The 21,195-nt window shown below is 62.5% G+C and carries 4 protein-coding genes; all 4 read left to right on the top strand.

What is annotated here, in order from left to right; translation table 11 throughout:
- The first annotated feature begins 30 nt into the window (after positions 1-30).
- Positions 31-4,413, top strand: coding sequence for an acyltransferase domain-containing protein (locus HYZ49_14495; protein ID MBI3243489.1), 4,383 nt, complete (start codon positions 31-33; stop codon positions 4,411-4,413).
- The gene (locus HYZ49_14490) at positions 4,410-11,996 is read left to right on the top strand and encodes an SDR family NAD(P)-dependent oxidoreductase (GenBank protein ID MBI3243488.1); all 7,587 of its coding nucleotides are present in this window, start codon (positions 4,410-4,412) and stop codon (positions 11,994-11,996) included. The genes HYZ49_14495 and HYZ49_14490 overlap by 4 nt, the downstream gene beginning before the upstream one ends.
- Before the next feature lie 3 nt (positions 11,997-11,999).
- Entirely contained in the window at positions 12,000-17,819 is a 5,820-nt protein-coding gene (locus HYZ49_14485) for an SDR family NAD(P)-dependent oxidoreductase (protein ID MBI3243487.1), read from the top strand.
- An 11-nt stretch (positions 17,820-17,830) separates the two neighbouring features.
- On the top strand, positions 17,831-21,195 hold a 3,365-nt coding region (locus HYZ49_14480), incomplete at its 3' end, for a type I polyketide synthase (GenBank protein ID MBI3243486.1).

Genomic DNA, 21,195 nt, shown 5'->3' with positions numbered 1-21,195 from the left:
ATGCTACTGCTCGTAAGCAAGGGAATTTAGATGATCAACGCCAATCAAACAGAGACGGACACCACTGCGAATCTATCGCCCGTGAAGCGGGCGCTTCTCGAAATCCGCGAACTGCGCGAGAAGCTGGATCAGGCTGAACGACAGAAGACGGAACCCATTGCTATCGTCGGCCTCGGTCTCCGATTCCCCGGCGGCGCGAATGATCCTGAGTCGTTCTGGACTCTTCTGCGCGACGGCGTGGACACTATCGCCGAAGTGCCGCCGGAGCGTTGGGACATCAATGCTTACTACGACGCCGACCCCGACAAGCCGGGCAAGATGTCCACCCGTTTCGGCGCGTGGCTGGCCGACGTGGACAAGTTCGACCCCTACTTCTTCGGCATCGCCCCGCGTGAGGCGGCCAGCATGGACCCGCAACATCGCCTGCTCCTTGAAGTAAGTTGGGAGGCGCTGGAGCACGCCGGGCAGTCGCCGGAAAAATTGATGGGCAGTCAGACGGGCGTGTTCGTCGGCATCAGCAACAGCGACTACTTTCGCATGGTCTACGCCGACCCGGATCGCATTGACACTTACGCCGCGACCGGCAACACCTACAGCGTGGCCGCAGGCCGCCTCTCGTACTTGCTCGGCCTGCACGGGCCAAACGTGGCGATTGACACGGCCTGCTCGTCGTCGCTAGTGGCCGTGCATCTGGCCGTGCAAAGTTTGCGCAAGGGTGAATGCAATCTGGCGCTGGCGGGCGGCGTCAGTGTGATCCTGACGCCCGAAGTTCACATCAACTTCTCTAGGTCGCGGATGATGGCCGCCGACGGGCGGTGCAAGACGTTCGACGCGGCGGCGGACGGCTACGTGCGCGGTGAGGGTTGCGGCATGATTGCCCTCAAGCGACTCTCGGACGCGCAAGCCGACGGCGACAACATTTTAGCCGTCGTTCGCGGGGCGGCCATCAACCATGATGGCCGGAGCGGCGGCCTCACCGCGCCGAACGGCCCGGCCCAGGAAGCGGTGATTCGTGAGGCGCTGGCGAACAGCGGCGTTGCGCCGCACGAGGTGAGTTACGCCGAAGCGCACGGAACCGGCACCTCGCTCGGCGACCCGATTGAAGTGCGGGCGCTGGGCGCAGTTCTCGGCCAGGGTCGAGAGGCGGCCAACCCGTTGATGATCGGCTCGGTGAAAACAAACGTCGGTCATCTGGAAGCGGCGGCGGGCATCGCCGGACTCATCAAGGCCGTGCTCGCGCTTCAACACAAAGAGATTCCGCCGCACCTTCATTTGAAGACGCTTAGCCCGTTCATCCCCTGGGCCGACTTGCCAATCACTGTTCCCACCCAACGCGCGCCCTGGGCTGGCAAGCGCATCGCCGGTGTCAGCTCCTTCGGCTTCAGCGGCACGAACGCGCATATTGTTTTGGAAGAAGCGCCGGTGGTTGAACGCAAAACTGCGGACGTTGAGCGGCCACTGCATTTATTGACTCTCTCGGCCAGAAGTGAGACGGCGCTCAAAACGTTGAGCCGCCGATTTATCAATCAACTTGACTCTCAATCGCTGGCCGACGTTTGCTTCACCGCCAACTCTGGCCGCTCCCACTTCGCTCACCGGCTGGCCGTAGTCGCCGACTCTGTTCCTCAGGCGCGAGAGAAACTTGTTGCCTTTGTTGAAGGGCGCGAGTCGCTTGGTATGGCGAGTGGGCACATGATCCAACCGACCCCGCCCGAAGTCGTCTTCATGTTCACCGGGCAGGGCGCGCAGTACGTGGGCATGGGCCGCCAACTCTACGAGACCCAGCCTGTTTTCCGAAAGACACTCGACAAGTGTGATGAATTGCTTCGTCCGCACCTCAACCAATCTCTCATCTCTCTTCTCAACTCTCAACCGTCGCCGCTCGACGAAACGATGTACACCCAACCGGCTCTGTTCGCAATCCAGTACGCGCTGGCCGAGTTGTGGAAGAGTTGGGGCATCGAGCCAACCGTTGTTCTCGGCCACAGTGCGGGCGAGATTGTGGCCGCCTGCGTGGCGGGCGTGTATAACCTTGAAGATGGATTGAAGCTGAGCTACGAACGCGGGCGGCTGATGCAAACCAAGTCGCTGGCGGGCGAGATGGTGGCCGTGTTTGCCGACGAGGCCCGTGTGGCAGAGGCGGTTGCCCCGTTCGCCGACAAGATTTCGATTGCGGCCATCAACGGCCCGTCGAACGTCGTCATCTCTGGCGCGCCCGAGGCCGTTCAGTCGGTCGTCGCTAATCTAAAAGAGGCGGGCATCAAATCGCGGCGGCTGGAAATTTCGATTGCCTCTCACTCGCCGATGATGGCTCCGATGCTCGACGAGTTCGAGCGTGTTGCCGCAACGATCAAATATTCCCCGCCGCGCATCGGCCTGATCTCAAACCTGAGCGGCCAACTGCAAAATGAGTTTGACGCCGGCTACTGGCGGCGACACATTCAACAGCCGGTGCGCTTCGCCGACTCGCTGAAGACGTTGCACGAGCAGGGCTACAAAGTGTTCGTGGAGATCGGCCCCAAGCCGACTCTGCTGGGCATGGGCCAGCGGTGCTGGCCGGGCGGCGAGGGCGCGGGCCTGTGGCTGCCGTCTTTGCGCGACGGGCGGAGCGACTGGGAGCAAATTCTTGAGAGCCTGAGCGCTTTGTACGTTCGCGGCGCGAGCGTGAACTGGGCCGGCTTCGACAAGCCGTACTCGCGCCGGCGCCTGCCACTGCCCACTTATCCGTTTGAGCGTTTGCGTTATTGGACGGACGCGGCGCAATCTCGGCCTGAGCCGAAGCGCGACGTTTGGGAATCTGTCGTGCGGGCGGGGCAGGGCCAGGCGGGACAAGGCCCGCTCGATCTGACTCTTTCAACTTACTCGGCCAAGTGGGACTGTTTGCACCGTTTGACCGTTGCCTACGTGGCCGCCGCCTTCCGCGAGTTGGGCGTTTTCGGCAAGGCGGGCGAGAAGCAGACGGCAGAGTCGCTGATGGCCCAGTGCAACATTGCCGACACCTATCGCCACCTGCTGAGGCGCTGGCTGGAGAAGCTGGCCGCCGAAGGCCTGTTGACTCAGGATGGCGAAACATTTGTCAGCCTCAAGCCGTTGCCTGATCCCGAACTGACTTCGATTTTGAATGAAGCGCGGGCGACGCTGGCTGACGCTCCGACTCTGTTGAACTACGTCGAAGGATGCGGGTCGAAGCTGGCGGCGGTGCTAACCGGCAAAGAGAGTCCGCTGGAAACCTTGTTCCCCGGCGGCGAGTACACGGTCGTCGAATACATTTATCGCGATTGGGCAGTGGCCCGCTACTTCAACAGCATCGCCCGCTCGGTGGTCGAAGCGGCGCAGAAGGCGAAAGGCGGCAAGCAACTGCGGGTGATTGAAATTGGCGCTGGCACGGGCGGCACGTCGTCGGCGTTGTTGCCCGCCCTCTCGCCCGACTCGGTTTACCACTACACCGACGTTTCGGACTTCTTCCTGGCTCGCGCCGGACAGAACTTCAAAGACTATGCGTTTGTGCGTTACGGCCTGCTGGACATCGAGCAAGACCCGGCGGCGCAAGGCTACACGCCACACAGCTTCGACGTGGTGGTGGCCGCCAACGCCCTGCACGCCACCCGCAACCTGCATCAGACTTTGCAGAACGCGAGAACGCTCCTCGCGCCAGGCGGCCTGCTGGTGCTGTACGAAGCGACCGATCATCAATCGTGGTTCGACATCACCACCGGCCTCATCGAAGGCTGGCAGTTGTTTGAAGACGACCTGCGAACCGACAACCCGTTGCTGTCGGCGGAGCAGTGGCTGGCGACGTTCCAAGCGAACGGCTTTGACGAAGCGATGGCTTTGCCAGAGCGCGGCTCGGCGGCGGAAATTTTGCGTCAGCATATTTTGGTGGCGCGCGCGCCGTTGACGGGGCAGAGGGCAGAGTCGGCTGAACCGGAGTGGGAAGGGACTCGAACGAATCAAGTTGCCCAATCCGTATCGGCTTCCCCGACTCCGGCTGAGGAGTTGCGGAGTCAGTTGGAGTCGGCTTTGCCCGACGAGCGCGAAGAGTTGCTGGTCGGGTTTGCGCGAACCCAGGTCACCAAAGTCCTGCGAATCGATCCGTCACACCCGCTCGACCGCAAACAGCGCTTGATGGATTTGGGCGTGGACTCGTTGATGGCGGTTGAACTGCGGAACCTGCTGACGAGCGGCCTGGGGCTGGCGCGCAAACTGCCGGCGACGTTGATGTTCGATTACCCGACGGTTGAAGCGATTGCGCGTTATCTGGAGCGCGAGATGTTTGACGGCGAGAAGCCGGCGCAGACTCAGCCGCGCCTCGAGGCGGCCCAGTCCGCGCTCTCGGCAGACGCGATTGAACAACTTTCGGAAGACGAAGTGGAAGCGTTGTTGTTGAAGAAGCTGGATGGGATGACGAAATGACAGACACTTCAAACTCCGCCCAACTCTCGCCCCTCAAGCGGGCGCTGTTGGCGCTGGAGAACATGCAGGCCAAGCTCGATGCCGTTGAGCGCCAGCGAACCGAACCGATTGCCATCGTCGGCCTGGGGCTTCGCTTTCCCGGCGACGCGAACGACTCCGAGTCGTTCTGGCAGTTGCTGCGCGACGGCGTGGACGCGATCTCCGAAGTGCCCGCCGACCGCTGGGACATCAACGCTTACTACGACCCCGACCCGGACGCGCCCGGCAAGATGTCGTCGCGCTGGGGCGGCTTCGTCAAGCGCGTGGCCGAGTTCGACGCCCAGTTTTTCGGCATTGCCCCGCGTGAGGCGGCCAGCATGGATCCGCAACAGCGGCTCTTGCTCGAAGTGACGTGGGAAGCGCTGGAGCACGCCGGCATCGCGCCCGACAAACTTTCCAGCAGTCGCACCGGCGTCTTCATCGGAATCACCACTTACGACTACAGCCAAATCTCTCTCAAGGACGGCCTGACACACCTCGACGCTTATTACGCTTCCGGCATTGCCCACAGCATCGCCTCTGGCCGTCTCTCCTACGTTCTTGGTTTGCAAGGCCCCAGCCTCTCTGTTGACACAGCCTGCTCATCGGCGTTGACGGCGGTGCACCTGGCTACGCAAAGTTTGCGGGCGGGCGAGTCGCGCCTGGCGCTGGCCGGCGGCGTGAACCTGATGCTCTCACCGGAGTTGACGGTCACCTTCTCCAAATATCATATGATGTCTGCCGACGGGCGTTGTAAGACCTTTGACGCCGAGGCCGACGGCTTCGTGCGCGGCGAAGGATGCGCCGTCATCGTCCTCAAGCGCCTCTCGGACGCCATCGCCGACGGCGACAACATCCTCGCTCTCATTCGCGGCACGGCGGCCAATCAGGACGGCCCCAGTAGCGGCCTCACCGCGCCCAACGGCCCGTCGCAAGTGGCGGTGATTCGCGAAGCGCTGGCCAATGGCGGCGTGTCGCCGCTCGACGTGAGCTACGTCGAAGCGCACGGCACCGGCACCTCGCTCGGCGATCCCATCGAAGTCCAGGCGCTCGGCGCGGCGCTGGGCGAAGGCCGGACCGAGCCGCTCATGATTGGCTCGGTGAAAACAAACTTCGGCCATCTCGAGGCCGTCGCCGGAATCGCCGGTCTCATCAAAGTTGTGCTTGCCCTGCAACACAAAGAAATTCCGCCGCACCTTCATCTCAAGACGCCCAGCCCGCACATCCCCTGGGCCGACTTGCCAATTACTATTCCTGCTGAACTCACACCCTGGACTGGCAAGCGCATCGCCGGCGTCAGTTCTTTCGGATTCAGCGGCACGAATGTTCACATCGTATTGGAAGAAGCGCCGACTCTGGCCGTGACCCCTTCGGCGATTGAGCGACCGCTTCATCTTTTCACCCTTTCGGCCAAAGGTGAAGCCGCCGCCCGCGAACTGGCCCGCCGATTTGCAGACTCCCTCGACTCGCGCTCGCTGGCCGACGTTTGCTTCACCGCCAACACTGGCCGGGCGCAACTATCACATCGTCTGGCCGTCACTGCTTCGTCCACCGACGAAGTGCGCCAGAAGCTTTCGGCATTTGCCGGCGGCGACGCCTCCAGCGTGACCAGCGGCGAAGTCTACGGCAATGAACGCCCGAAGATCGCCTTCCTCTTCACCGGCCAGGGTTCGCAGTATGCAGGCATGGCCCGCCAACTCTACGAGACTCAGCCGACGTTCCGTCAAACTCTCGACAAGTGCGATGAAATTCTGCGCCCGCACCTCAACCAATCTCTTCTCTCTCTTCTCTACTCTCAACCGTCTCTGCTCGACCAAACCGCCTACACCCAACCCGCCCTGTTCGCGATTGAATACGCCCTGGCCGAATTGTGGCGCTCGTGGGGTGTCCAGCCGACGGCGGTGATGGGCCACAGTGTGGGCGAATACGTGGCCGCCTGCGTGGCCGGTGTGTTCAGCCTTGAAGACGGCCTCAAGCTGATTGCCGAGCGCGGGCGCTTGATGGGCGCTCTGCCGGCGGGCGGCGAAATGGCCGCCGTGTTCGCCGAAGAAGCGACGGTGACGAAGGCCATCGCAACCCACTCGGAGTCGGTTTCCATCGCCGCCATCAACGGCCCCAAAAACGTCGTCATCTCCGGCACAGGCGAAGCCGTCGAAGCCATCGTCGAAAAGTTGAAGGCGGAAGGCATCAAATCGAAACGGCTCACGGTCTCGCACGCCTTCCACTCGCCGCTCATGGCGCCGGTGCTCGACGAGTTTGAGCGGGTTGCGAGTCAAGTGAGCTTCAACGCTCCCCGCCTTTCCTTCATTTCCAATATTTCCGGCCAACGCCTGCGCGAGGCCCCCGACGCGGACTACTGGCGCCAGCACGTGCGCGGCGCAGTGCAGTTCGCGGCTTCGATTGAAACTTTGCAGAAGCTGGGCTACCAACTCTTCGTCGAAATCGGCCCCAAGCCGACTCTGATGAGCATGGGCCAACAGTGCTGGCCGGGCGATGCTCAACCTGCGTCCTGGTTGCCGTCTCTGCGCGAAGGCCGCGATGACTGGCAGACGATACTCGACAGCCTGGGCGCGCTTTACGTTCAAGGCATCAACGTTGACTGGGCCGGGTTCGATAAAGATTATTTGCGGCGCAAAGTGGTTTTGCCCACCTATCCTTTCCAACGCCAGCGCTACTGGCTCACGCCGGCCAAACCGGCGCAACAGGCCGCACCCGCGCGCGGCGGCAAAACCGTTCACCCCTTGCTCGGCCAACGGTTGCGCTCGGCGCTCAAAGAGATTCAGTTTGAGTCGCAGTTCAGCCTCGACGGCCTGCCTCTCTTGAACGACCATCGCGTTTACGGCGTTGCGGTTCTGCCCGGCACGGCTTACATGGAAATGGCGCTGGCCGCCGCGAACGTAGCTTTGGGCGCGGGCCGGCATGTGCTGGAAGATTTGATCATTCACGAAGCGCTCGTCGTCGGCGAAGACGAGACGCGCTCGATTCAATTTATTCTGAAGTCCGACGGTACGTTCCAGCTTTTCAGCTCCGGCGATGACGACGATTGGCAACTGCACGCCACCGGCAAAGTGCGCGCCGCGTCGTTCGACGGTGAAGCCGCCTCTGTTTCATTGGCCGAAGTGCAAGCGCGTTGCGTCGAGCAGGTTTCCGCCGAAGCGCATTACCAAATGTTGCGCGAGCGCGGCCTGGAGTTTGGCCCCAGCCTGCACGGCGTTCAGCAGATCTGGCGGCGCGACGGCGAAGCGCTTGGCAAGCTTCAACTTACAGCCACGCTCGAAGCCGAAGCCGGCGACTACCACGTTCACCCGGCCCTCCTCGACGCTTGCCTGCAACCGCTGGCTTCCGCCGTGCCATCCAACGGCTCGACCGACGTTTACATGCCGGTGAACATCGAAAGCTTCGTCTTGCATCGCCGCCCCGGCGCGCAGGTGTGGAGCCATGCTATCGTGCGCTCGACAGAAGGCAAGGAAACGCTGACCGCCGACGTGCGCCTGCTCGACGAGAACGGGCAAGCGCTCGGCGAAGTGAAGGGCGTGCACCTCAAGCGCGCCAAGCGCGAAGCCCTCCTGCGTCTCTCCGAAAAGCAGTTGGACGATTGGCTGTACGAAGTGCAGTGGCGGCCACAACCGCGAACCGAGTCGGCGTCGTTCATTCCGGCTCCGGCTCAAATTTCAGAGACGGCCTCTGCTGACGTGACTCGCCTGAGCGCCGAACACGGGTTGGCCGCCTACCGCGAACTCAATCCGTTGATTGACGCCCTGTGCGCCGATTACGTTTTGCTGGCTCTGCATCAACTTGGCTGGAAGCCGAAGGTCGGCCAGCGCGTGGCCGCTGAGTCGTTGGCGAAAGAGTTGGGTGTGCTGGATCAGCATCGCCGACTGTTGGGCCGCTTTCTGGAAATGTTGGCCGAAGATGGAGTCTTGCGGGCAACCGGCTCTGGGTGGGAGGTGGTCAAAGTGGCCGCCCCAACCGAGTCGGCTTTGCAGGCGCGCTACGACTCGTTGCTGAAACAATATCCGGCCTTCGACGCCGAGTTGGCCTTTGCTCAGCGTTGCGGCTCGCAGTTGGCCGGGGCATTGTCGGGTTCGGTTGATCCGCTTCAACTATTGTTCCCGGCTGGCTCGCTCGGCGTGGCCGAGAAGCTCTATCAAGAGTCGCCGTTCGCTCGAACGTACAACGCCCTCATTCAAACGGCAATTGATTCCATCATTGCTCAACTGCCTAAAGATCGAACTTTGCGCGTTCTCGAAATCGGGGCCGGCACCGGCGGCACAACCTCGGCGGTGCTGCCGCGCCTGCCCGCCGGCCGCGCCGAGTACACATTCACCGACATCTCGCCCTCGTTCACGGCCAAAGCAACGCAGAAGTTCGGCGGCTATCCGTTCGTCAAGTATCAAATGTTGAACATCGAGAACGATCCGGCGGGGCAGGAGTTTGAGCCGCATCAGTTCGATCTCATCATCGCCGCCAACGTCATCCACGCCACCGCCGACTTGCGGCAAACGCTCAAACACGTTCATCAACTGCTTGCGCCCGACGGCCTGTTGATGATGAGCGAGATTACGGCCAAACAACGCTGGGTGGACGTTTCGTTCGGCCTCACCGACGGCTGGTGGCGCTTCGTGGACGCCGACCTGCGCCCGTCGTATCCCTTGCTCCAGCGGCGCGAGTGGACGCAGTTGCTTGAAGACTCAGGGTTCTCCGCCTCCGCCATGATTCCGGCAACCGAGGGCGGCGAACTCTCGGTGCAGGCCATCATCATGGCTCGAGCGACGACGACTCTCAAGGGCGACTGGCTGATCCTGAGTGATGCCAACCTCGGCGAGAAGTTGGCCGGGGCCATCGCCGCGCGCGGGGGCAACCCGGTTCTGGCCCGGCCCGGCTCGGCGCAGAATGCCGACGACTTCAGGCGACTGCTGAATGAAAAAGACTCCTGGCAGGGCGTGATTCATCTGTGGAGTCTGGACGTGACAACGCCGGATGACACTTTGGAACCCGCTCAAGCCTTTGCCTGCGGCAGCGCCCTGCATCTCGTTCAGGCCCTGGCCGCCTCTGGTTCGCAGTCGCGCTTGTGGCTGGTCACACGCGGCGCGCAAGCAGTGAACGGCTCGCCGCTGGCAGTTGCTCAATCGCCGCTGTGGGGTCTGGGCAAAGTCATCGCCCTCGAGCATCCCGAACTTCACTGCGCGCTCATTGACCTTGACCCAGCGGCTGACGGCGTTGACTTACTGCTCGCCGAAATTGCCTCGCCCGACTCCGAAGACCAAATCGCGCTTCGCGACGGCGTTCGCCACGCCGCCCGGCTGGCGCACAACGAAGTCAAGAATGAGCCTGAGCATGACCTGGCGCGCCAGCCGGTGGGGCTGGAGCTTTCGCGCCACGGCGTGTTCGACGAGATGAAGCTGAAGCCGCTAACCCGCCGCGCGCCCGGCCCCGGCGAAGTCGAGATTCGGGTTCGCGCCACCGGCCTTAATTTCCGCGACGTGATGAATGCGCTGGCAATGCGCGACGATCCACAGCCGGTGGGGAGTGAGTGCGCCGGGGTAGTCTCCGCCGTCGGCCAGGGCGTCAGTGACTTCAAAGCGGGCGACGAAGTGGTTGCCATTGCCGGCGGCTGTTTCAGCACGTTTGTGATCGCTTCCGCGACTCTTGTTCTGCCCAAGCCAAAAAACCTGAGCTTTGAAGAAGCGGCGGCGATTCCGCTGGCCTTCCTCACCGCGCACTACGCGCTGAACAAGCTGGCCCGCCTCTCGGCTGGCGACAAGATTCTGATTCACGCCGCCAGCGGCGGCGTGGGGCTGGCGGCAGTTCAACTGGCTCAACGAGCCGGGGCGGAAATTTTCGGCACGGCCGGTTCCCCGGAGAAGCAAGCCTATCTCAAGTCGCTGGGCGTTCAGCACGTCATGGACTCGCGCTCGCTCGAATTCGCGGCTGAAATCACGTCACTCACCGGCGGGCGCGGCGTGGATGTCGTTCTCAACTCGCTGGCCGGTGAATTTATCCCAAAGAGTCTTTCGGCGCTGGCTCAAGGTGGCCGCTTTGTCGAAATGGGCAAGCGTGAGGCCTGGAGCCAGGCGCAGGTGGCTGAGGCCCGGCCCGACGTTTCTTATTTCACCGTGCCGCTGGCTGATGACATTGAAGAGCGCCCGACGACCGTCCGGCCCGTTTGGCGCGAGTTGATGGCCGATGTGGAAGCTGGCCGGCTGCAAGCCTTGCCCCTTCGCGCCTTCCCGCTTGAGCAAGTGGCCGAAGCGTTCCGCTTCATGGCCCAGGCCAGGCACATTGGCAAGATCGTCGTGACCCAGCCAGAGGCGGTTGCCCCGGACTCGTTCCGGGCAGAGGCAACGTACTTGATCACCGGCGGCCTGAGCGGGTTGGGCCTGCTGGTGGCCGAGTGGATGGTCGAGCGCGGGGCGCGGCATCTGATGTTGATGGGGCGCAGTGGCCCAACCGAGTCGGCGCGGAAAGTTTTGGATGAATTGGAACTGGCGGGCGCTAAAGTGATTGTCGCTCAGGCCGATGTTTCTGACCGCGATCAGGTAGAGAAAGTGTTGGCGGGCATCAAACAGTCCATGCCGCCTTTGCGGGGCGTCATTCACTCGGCGGGCGTGCTGGACGACGGCGTGTTGGTGAAGCAGGCGTGGAGCCGCTTTGAAACGGTGATGGCCCCGAAGGTGGCCGGCGCGTGGCACTTGCACACGTTGACTCAGGATGCGCCGCTCGATTTCTTTGTGCTGTTCTCGTCGGTGGCCTCTTTGCTCGGCTCGCGCGGCCAGGGCAACCACGCGGCGGCCAACGCCTTCATGGATACGCTGGCGCACCACCGCCGCGCGCGCGGCCTGCCGGCCCTGAGCATCAACTGGGGCGCGTGGGCCGAAGTCGGGGCGGTGGTTAAGCACAACGTCGGCGAGCGCATCCAAATGCAAGGTCTGAGCATCATCGAGCCGAAACAGGGCTTACAGGTGTTGAGCCGGCTCATGCGCCAGGCCAAAGCTCAGGTGGCGGCGATGCCTCTGAACTGGCCGGTCTTCATGCGCCAATTTGCGCCGGGCCGCGAGCCGCGCTGGCTTTCCGAAATGACGGGCCAGGCGCAGGCGCGCGTCGTTGCCGAACAACCGGCGACAGCCGAGCCTGAAATTTTTCGGCAGTTGACCGACGCCCTGCCGGCGCAACAGCGAAAGTTGTTGCTGGGCTACGTGAGCAATCAGGTGATCAAAGTTTTGCGGCTCGGCTCGACTCAGGTCAACCAACGCCAGCCGTTGAACGAGATGGGGCTAGACTCGTTGATGGCCGTTGAACTGCGCAACCTGCTGGGAACCGGACTCGGATTGAAGCGGCAGTTGCCGGCCACCCTCGTCTTCGATTACCCGACCGTCGAAGCCCTGGCCGATTATCTGGCGAAAGAGGCGCTGGCGTTGACCCCGGTTGAGCCGCCACTGATAGAAACGCCGGTCGAACTGGAGCCATCCGGCAACGGAACGGGTGAAGTTCTGGATTCAATTGAAGAGCTTTCGGACGAAGACGTGGACAGATTGCTGGCCGAAAAAATCAAAGGGACACAATAAGCAATGAGCGAGTTTCTGGATCGAATTTCAAAGCTGTCGCCGAAGCGCCTGCAACTGCTGGCGCTGGAGTTGCAAACCAAGCTGGAGACGCTGGAGCGCCAGCGCCACGAGCCGGTTGCCGTCGTCGGCATGGCCTGCCGGTTTCCGGGCGGGGCTAACGACCCCGAATCGTTCTGGCAGTTATTGCAAAACGGTGTGGACGCCATCACCGAAGTGCCGGGCGACCGTTGGGACGTGAACGCCTATTACGATTCTGATCCGGATGCGCTCGGCAAAATGTCCAGCCGCTGGGGCGGCTTCCTGGCAGACGTTGATAAGTTTGACCCGCAGTTTTTCGGCATCTCGCCGCGTGAGGCCGAGAGCATGGATCCGCAACAGCGGCTTCTGCTGGAAGTGAGCTGGCAGGCGCTGGAGAATGCCGGCCTGTCTGCCGATAAACTGGACGGCTCTTCGACCGGCGTCTTCCTGGGTATTTGCAATCGCGATTATGCCCAGTTGTTGCTGGAGCGCGGCCCGCAGGCGATTGACGCTTATCTGGCCTCAGGGAGCGCCCACAGTGTGGCCGCCGGGCGGCTGTCGTACTTCCTCGGCGTGCATGGCCCCAACCTGGCCGTAGACACAGCTTGCTCGTCATCGCTGGTGGCCCTGCACCTGGCCGCGCAAAGTTTGCGTAACGGCGAGTGCCGCGCCGCGCTGGCGGGCGGCGTCAACCTCATTCTTGCGCCGGATGTGACGGTGGCGCTTTCAAAGGCGCACATGATGGCAAGCGATGGCCGGTGCAAGGCCTTTGCCGCCAGCGCCGATGGTTTCGTGCGCGGCGAGGGGTGCGGCGTCGTCGTCCTCAAACGGCTCTCGGACGCCCTGGCTGACGGCGACACCATCCTGGCTGTGATGCGCGGCTCGGCAATTAATCAAGATGGCCGAAGCAACGGCCTGACCGCGCCCAACGGCCCGTCGCAGGAAGCGGTGATTCGGGCCGCGCTCGCCAATGCCGGCGTTGAACCCGGCGAGATGAGTTACGTTGAGACACACGGCACCGGCACTTCGCTGGGCGACCCGATTGAGATGAAGGCGCTGGGCGCAGTGTTGGGCAGGGGGCGGTCGGCGGCTAACCCGTTGCTGATCGGGTCGGTGAAAACGAACGTGGGCCATCTTGAAGCGGCGGCGGGCATCGTCGGTTTCATCAAGCTGGTGCTGGCCTTGCAACATCGGGAGCTCCCACCGCATCTCCACCTGAGCCAACGGAATCCGCACATCGCCTGGTCTGAGTTGCCGATCGCCATTCCCGTCGAACGGACGCCCTGGGCCGCCGACCGCCGCATTGCCGGACTAAGTTCGTTCGGCTTCAGCGGCACCAACGCGCACATCATCGTCGAAGAAGCGCCCCAGCCCGAAATGGCCAAGGCGGACGTGGAACGGCCATTGCATCTGTTGGCGCTTTCGGCCAAGAGCGAAGGCGCGTTGAAAGAACTGGTGCAGGACTATGCGGCTCATTCGCTTGAACCTGTGGCCGATGTCTGCTTCACAGCCAACGCGGGCCGCGCCCATTTCAGTCATCGCCTGGCCCTCATCGCCGACTCTGGCCCGCAACTGCGCGAGAAGTTGAATGACGTTACGGCTGGGAAGAGTCAACACAGCGTGGTGAAGACCACGCCCGAAGTTGCCTTCCTCTTCACCGGGCAAGGCTCGCAGTACGCCGGCATGGCTCGCCAGCTTTACGAGACTCAGCCTTCGTTTCGCAAGACGTTGGACAAGTGCGACGAATTGCTTCGGCCCTATCTCAACCCCTCTCTCCTCTCGCTTCTCTATTCTCCAACGGGGTCGCCGTCTCTGCTTGACCAAACCGCCTACACCCAACCGGCCCTCTTCGCCGTCGAATATGCGCTGGCCGAGTTGTGGCGGTCGTGGGGCGTGGAGCCGACGGTGGTGCTGGGCCACAGCGTGGGCGAGTACGTGGCCGCATGTGTGGCCGGGGTGTTCAGCCTGGAAGACGGCCTGAAGCTGATTGCCGAGCGCGGGCGACTGATGGGGGCCTTGCCCGGCGGCGGCGAAATGGTGGCCGTGTTCGCCGACGAGGCGCGGGTGACGAAGGCGATTGCAACCGCGCCTGCGCCCGAGGCGGTTTCCATCGCCGCCATCAACGGCCCGGCTAACGTCGTCATCTCGGGCGCGGGTGAGGCCGTTCAAGCCGTTGTCAAGACTCTCGAAGCGGGCGGCGTCAAATCCAAACGGCTCGCCGTCTCGCACGCCTTCCACTCGCCGCTCATGAAGCCAATGCTCGATGAGTTCATGCGAGTCGCCTCAGGCATTAATTACTCGCAACCGCGCATTGCCTTGATCTCAAATGTGACCGGGCGGGCCGTGAAGGGCAGTGAGATTGCCAACGCCGCTTACTGGCATCGTCACGTCATGGCCGCTGTTCAGTTCGCGGCGGCGATCCAGTCGGCGCGTGAACTGGGGCCGAGCGTATTCCTGGAGATCGGGCCGGGCACGACTTTGCTTGGGCTGGGGCAGGCATGTTTGCCTGAAGGCGAGGCCGCCTGGTTGCCCTCGCTCCGGAAAGGGCGCGACGATTGGGCGCAGGTGCTGGAGAGTTTGGGCGCGCTCTACGTTCGTGGCGTAAATGTGGATTGGGCTGAGTTCGACCATGACTATCCACGCCGGAAGATCGTTTTGCCCACTTATCCCTTCCGCCGAGAACGCTATTGGTTTGCAGGCGGCTCGCGCCGCGCCGAGCCTGTGAGCCGGGCGCCCGCTCAAGCCGGTTTTGCCGATTGGCTGTACGAGATCGAATGGCAGGAACAGCCGCGGACGATTGGGGCTAATTTTCTGCCCGCGCCGCAGGAGATTGCGTCTCAGGCGCAGTCGCATGTGGCCGGATTGAGAGCGCGCCATCACATTGAAGCCTATGACGAGTTATGGCCCCGGCTCGATGCCATGTGCGCCGCTTATGTGATTCAAGGTTTAAGCAAGCTGGGCTGGAAGTGGCAAGTTGGGCAACGCCTTTCGGCGAAGATATTAATGCAACAGTTGCCTATTCAAAGCCAGCACCGCCGCCTGGTTGAGCGCATGTTGGGCATGCTGGGCGAAGATGGCTTGCTCACCCTGGCCGGCTCCGAATGGCAAGTGCGCCGCCTGTCCGAAACTCAGGACCCGGATGCGATCTGGCAAAAGCTGTTGGCCGACTATCCCGCCCACAGCGCCGAACTAATGTTGACCGGGCAGTGCGCGCAACAACTGGCCGAAGTGCTGAGAGGCGACGTTGATCCGTTGCAGTTGTTGTTCCCCGGCGGCTCGCTCACGGCGGCTGAGAATTTGTATCAAAGCTCGCCGTCATCGCAACTGTACAACACGCTGCTGCGCGAAGCCGTGAGCGCCGCGCTGGCGACATTGCCCGCCGGCCGCCGTATCCGAATTTTGGAGATCGGCGGCGGCACAGGCGGCACGACCTCACACGTTCTGCCAAGATTGCCCGCCGGTCAAACCGACTACGTCTTCACCGACGTCTCGCCTTTGTTCACCAACAAGGCCCGGCAAAAATTTGCCGCTTATCCTTTTGTTCAATATCAGGTTTTGGATGCCGGCAAGAACCCGGAAGGGCAAGGCTTTGAAGCGGGCCAGTTCGATATGATTTTGGCCGCCAACGTTTTACATGCCACCGGCGATCTGCGGCAGACCCTGCGGCATGTTCAGAACTTGCTGGCGCCCGGCGGCCTGCTGGTATTGCTGGAAGGCGTCACCCCTCAACGTTTTGGCGACCTTACGGTTGGCCTGACCGGAGGCTGGTGGTCGTTTACCGACAGCGACCTGCGGCCTTCGTATGCGTTGATCTCGCAGGCGCAGTGGCTGAAGGTTCTGACGGAGATCGGCTTCGAGGGCGTTGCCTGTGCGCCGCAGACTAAAGACAACAGCGACTTCCTGTCGCAACAGGCGGTGATTTTGGCGCGCAAGCCGCTGGCGCAAACTCAGGCGGCGACGGCAGAAGGCAAATGGCTGATCCTTGCCGACGAGGCCGGCCTGGGCGAGCAAGTGGCCGGGCAGTTGCAAACTCGCGGCGCGCAGATCACGCTTGCCCGGCCCGGCCCGGCTTATGAGCGAATGCCCGACGGCAGTTACACATTGAACCCGGCTCGCCCTGAAGATTTTGAACGTTTGTTGACTGTGTCGTCGTATCGGGGCGTTCTTCACCTGTGGGCGCTTGATGCAACTCAATCAGAGACGGCTTCCCCGGCCGGCCTGGACAAGACTCAGATGCAAGGCACGGCCAGCCTTCTACATCTGACTCAGGCGTTGGCGAAGTCCAACAACAACTCGACGGCCCTGTGGCTGATGACGCGTGGCGCGCAACCGGCAGGCGAGCCGGCGCCGCTGGCTGTTGCGCAATCGCCAGTTTGGGGGTTGGGCGGGGTGATCACGTTGGAGCATCCTGAGTTGAATTGCCTGCGCATTGACCTTGACCCGTTCAACCCGGCGGCCCAGATTGAGGCGCTGATGGATGAAATCCTGACTCGCGATTCCAAAGAGGATCAAATTGCCCTGCGCGGGCAAAAGCGTTACGCCCGCAAACTGGTGCGCGGCGCGGTGGACAGTCGGACGATCAACGCTTCAACCACCTTCCGGGCCGAGGCCACTTACCTGATCACTGGCGGGCTGAGCGGCCTGGGCCTGCTGGCGGCGGAGTGGATGGCGGGGCGCGGGGCGCGGCGTCTGGTGTTGATGGGGCGCAGTCAGCCGACTGAAACGGCGCGGGCGGCGCTGGAGAAGCTGACTCGCGCCGGCGCGCAAGTTGTGATCGCGCAGGCTGACGTTTCCAAATTCGAGCAGGTGGAGCAGGTGTTGGCCGACATTGCCTCGTCGGGCTTTCCGCTGGCCGGTCTTATTCACTCGGCAGGTGTTCTGGATGATGGCGTGATCCTGCAACAAAACCGGGATCGCTTTACCCGGGTCATGGCGGCCAAAGTGGATGGCGCGTGGAATTTGCACGTGTTGACCCAGGCCCTGCCACTGGACTTCTTTGTGTTGTTCTCGTCGGGCGTTTCTCTGCTGGGCCGGATGGGGCAGAGCAACCATGCGGCGGCCAATGCCTTCTTGGATGCGCTGGCCCATCACCGCCGGGCGCTGGGTTTGCCCGCCTTGAGCATCAACTGGGGCGGGTGGGACAAAGTTGGCTCGGTAGTGACTCACAAGGTTGGCGAGCGAATCCTCATGGAAGGCCTGGGCGTCATTGAGCCGGAGCAGGGCCTGCAGGCGCTCGATTACTTGATGCGGCAGGCTCAGGCGCAAGTGGCAGTGATGCCAGTGAACTGGCCTGTGTTTTTGCAAAGCTTTGCCAACGGCGTGCCGCCGCTGTTCGCCAAATTTGCGGATCAGGCGCAGACCCCGGCCAGGATCGAGAAGAGGGGGACGACTAAACACAGTCTGACACAGCAGTTGGCGGTTGCTCCGCCGAATCAGCGCCGGGCGGTGCTCATGGATCATGTTCGCGCCCAGGCGGTTAAAGTCCTGCGGCTCGATCCGTCGCAGATCGATCCCGAACAGCCGCTCAATCAACTTGGCCTTGACTCATTGATGGCGGTTGAATTGCGGAACGTGCTGAGCCAGTCGGTGGGGCGGTCTCTGCCCGCCACCCTGCTCTTCGATCACCCGTCGGTCAACGCCCTCACCAGTTATCTGGGCCGCGACCTGCTGGCCGAGCAGACCGAGAAACCAAAGGCCGGGTTGAAGGCGCAGGCTGAGCCGGTCAGGGCCGGGTCGGAACACGATCATCTTTCAGAAGACGAATTGGCGGCTTTGCTGGCCAAGAAGTTAAAGCGGATTGGGTAAAGGAGTCACTCATGAATAATACTTCGGAACAATTGGATCGCCGGGCGCTGTTGCAAAATGCGCTCGTGGCCCTGGAAGAGATGCAAGCCAAACTCGACGCCAGTGAGCAGGCCCGGCGCGAGCCGATTGCCATCATTGGCTTGAGTTGCCGCTTCCCACGCGGCGCGAACAGCCCGGAAGAGTTCTGGCAACTTTTGCGCGACAACGTGGATGCCGTGACCGAAGTTCCGCCCGAGCGCTGGAATGCGGACGAGTATTATGACGCCAACCCGGATGCGATGGGCAAGATGTACACCCGTCACGGCGCATTCCTCGACGCCTTCCCCGACAAGTTCGACGCCGCCTTCTTCGGCATCTCGCCGCGTGAAGCGATCACAATGGATCCTCAGCACCGCCTGCTGTTGGAGGTGAGTTGGGAGGCGTTGGAAAACGCCGGCATGTCGCCAAATAGCCTGGCCGGGAGCCAGACCGGCGTGTTCGTGGGCATGTGCACCAATGACTATTCTCAAATGCAGGCTCGGCTGGGCGGGGTCGAGATCATGGACACCTACTCGGGGTCAGGCGCGGCTCACAGCATTGCCGCCGGCCGCATTTCGTACACGCTTGGCCTGCACGGGCCGTGCGTGACGGTGGACACCGCTTGCTCCTCGTCGCTGGTGTCCATTCATTTAGCAGTCCAGAGCTTGCGGCTTGGTGAGAGCGCCCTGGCCCTGGCCGGCGGCGTGAATCTGACTCTGGGGCCGGATGGGGCCATTGCCACCTCGCGCGGGCGCATGTTGTCTGCCGACGGGCATTGCAAAACCTTTGACGCTTTGGCCAACGGCTACGTGCGCGGCGAAGGGTGCGGCGTCGTCGTCCTCAAACGGCTCTCGGACGCCCTGGCCGCCGGCGACACCATTCTGGCCCTTGTTCGTGGCTCGGCGATTAATCAGGATGGCCGGAGCAACGGCCTCACCGCGCCGCACGGCCCGTCGCAGGAGGCCGTCATTCGCGCCGCCCTGGCCGACGCCAAACTTGAGCCGGGCGACGTAAACTACATCGAAGCGCACGGCACAGGCACTTCACTTGGCGACCCTATCGAAGTCAACGCCATCGGCGCGGTAATGGCCGACTCTCATTCTTTTGAAAACCCGCTGATGATTGGGGCAGTGAAGAGCAACATCGGCCACCTTGAAGGCGCGGCGGGCGTGGCCGGGCTGATTAAGATCGTGCTCGCCATGCAAAACGGCGTCATCCCCTCCAACCTGCACTTCCACAATCCGAACCCGCTCATTCCGTGGGACGAATTGCCGGTCAAGATTCCGACTCAGAATCTTTCCTGGCCGGCCGGCGACAAGAAGCGAGTTGCCGGAGTCAGTTCATTTGGCTTCAGCGGCACCAACGCGCATTTGATTATTGAAGAAGCGCCAATGCGAGAGAAACCGCCCGCGCCGCCGGTGGAACGACCGCTTCACCTGCTGGCGCTCTCGGCCAAAGGGGAAGCCGCCACTCGCGACCTGGCCCGCCAGTTTGTCGAGACACCGAATATCTCGCTGGCCGATCTGTGTTACACCGCCAACACCGGGCGCTCACATTTCTCCAGCCGCGTCGCGCTCACGGCCAACACAACCGAGCAGTTGCGCGAGAAGCTGGCCGCCGTCGCCGACGGCAAAATGCCCGTCAACACCACAGTTGCCAAAGGCCAGCCCCGTGTGGCTTTCCTCTTCACCGGGCAAGGCTCGCAATACGCCGGCATGGCTCGCCAGCTTTACGAGACTCAGCCTTCGTTTCGCAAGACGTTGGACAAGTGCGACGAATTGCTTCGGCCCTATCTCAACCCATCTCTCCTCTCGCTTCTCTTTTCTCCAACGGGGTCGCCGTCTCTGCTCGACCAAACCGCCTACACCCAACCGGCCCTCTTCGCCGTCGAATATGCGTTGGCCGAGTTGTGGCGGTCGTGGGGCGTGGAGCCGACGGTGGTGCTGGGCCACAGCGTGGGCGAGTACGTGGCCGCGTGTGTGGCCGGGGTGTTCAGCCTGGAAGACGGCCTCCGGCTCATCGCCGAGCGCGGGCGGCTGATGGGGGCCTTGCCTGCCGGCGGTGAAATGGTGGCCGTGTTCGCCGACGAGGCGCGGGTGACGAAGGCGATTGCAACTGCGCCTGCGCCCGAGGCGGTTTCCATCGCCGCCATCAACGGCCTGGCCAACGTCGTCATCTCGGGCGCGGGCCAGGCGATTCAAACCATCGTTGAAAAGTTGAAGGCTGAAGGCGTCAAGTCCAAGCGGCTTGTGGTCTCACATGCCTTCCATTCGCCGCTCATGGAGCCGATACTGGACGAGTTTGAGCAGGTGGCGGCGGGCGTGAGCTTTGCAACGCCGCAAATTGGCGTGATGTCCAACGTCACCGGCCAAATGGCGACGGCGGACGATTTGACGAATGCCGATTACTGGCGGCGGCACGTGCGCGGCGCAGTGCGCTTCGCCGACTCAATTCTGGCTCTGCAACAGCAGGGTTACGACTTGTTTATTGAAATTGGCCCCAAGCCCACGTTGATGAGCATGGGCCAGCAGTGCTGGCCGGGCGGGGGTCAGCCGGCCACGTGGTTGCCCTCTTTGCGCGAAGGCCGCGACGACTGGCAATCGTTGCTCGACAGCCTGGGCGCGCTTTACATGCAAGGCCTGAACGTGGACTGGGCCGGTTTCGACGCCGACTACGCGCCAGCGCGTAGCAAAGTGACTCTGCCCACTTATCCGTTTCAACGCGCGCGCTACTGGTTCACTCTGCCTGAGTCGCGTCGTGACGACCGGGCCAGGGATCGCAAAGTGCTACACCCGCTTTTGCACGGGCGCCTGCGCTCGCCGGCTCTCAAAGAGACGGTGTTCGAGTCCGAGTTCAGCGCCGACTGGCCTTCGTTTCTCAAAGATCATCAGATTTATGAAACGGTGATCTTCCCCGGCACAGGCTATTTGGAAATGGCGCTGGCGGCGGCCTCCCAGCTTGGGCCGGGGCCGCTCGTGTTGGAATCGGTGTCCATCCTGAATCCGTTCATGTTGCCTGAAGGCGAAACGCGCGTGGCCCAGGTGGTGCTCTCGCCGGTTGAAGATGGCAGGGCGTCGTTCAAGATTCTCAGCCTGGAAGTTGAAGACAGCACCGACTCGTGGAAGCTTCACGCGACGGGCGAGATCCGCGTGGGCGAAGCGCAAACGGCGCTCAAGAAGATTGACCTGGCCGAAGTCGGCGGCGAGGCGGTTGACGCCGGCGACTATTACCGGAGCCTGAGCGAGTTGGGCGTGGAATATGGGCCGACGTTTCAGGGTGTGAAGAAGTTGTGGCGCGGTGAGGCCGCCGCCTGGGGCGAGATTCGACTCGCCCCGGAGGCCGGCGAGGCCTCGTCGTT

The organism is Chloroflexota bacterium (assembly GCA_016197225.1).
In the GTDB taxonomy this organism is placed as follows: Bacteria; Chloroflexota; Anaerolineae; order Anaerolineales; family VGOW01; genus VGOW01.
Note: the sequence above shows the minus strand (reverse complement) of the source record. Positions and strands in the feature narration are given on the sequence as shown.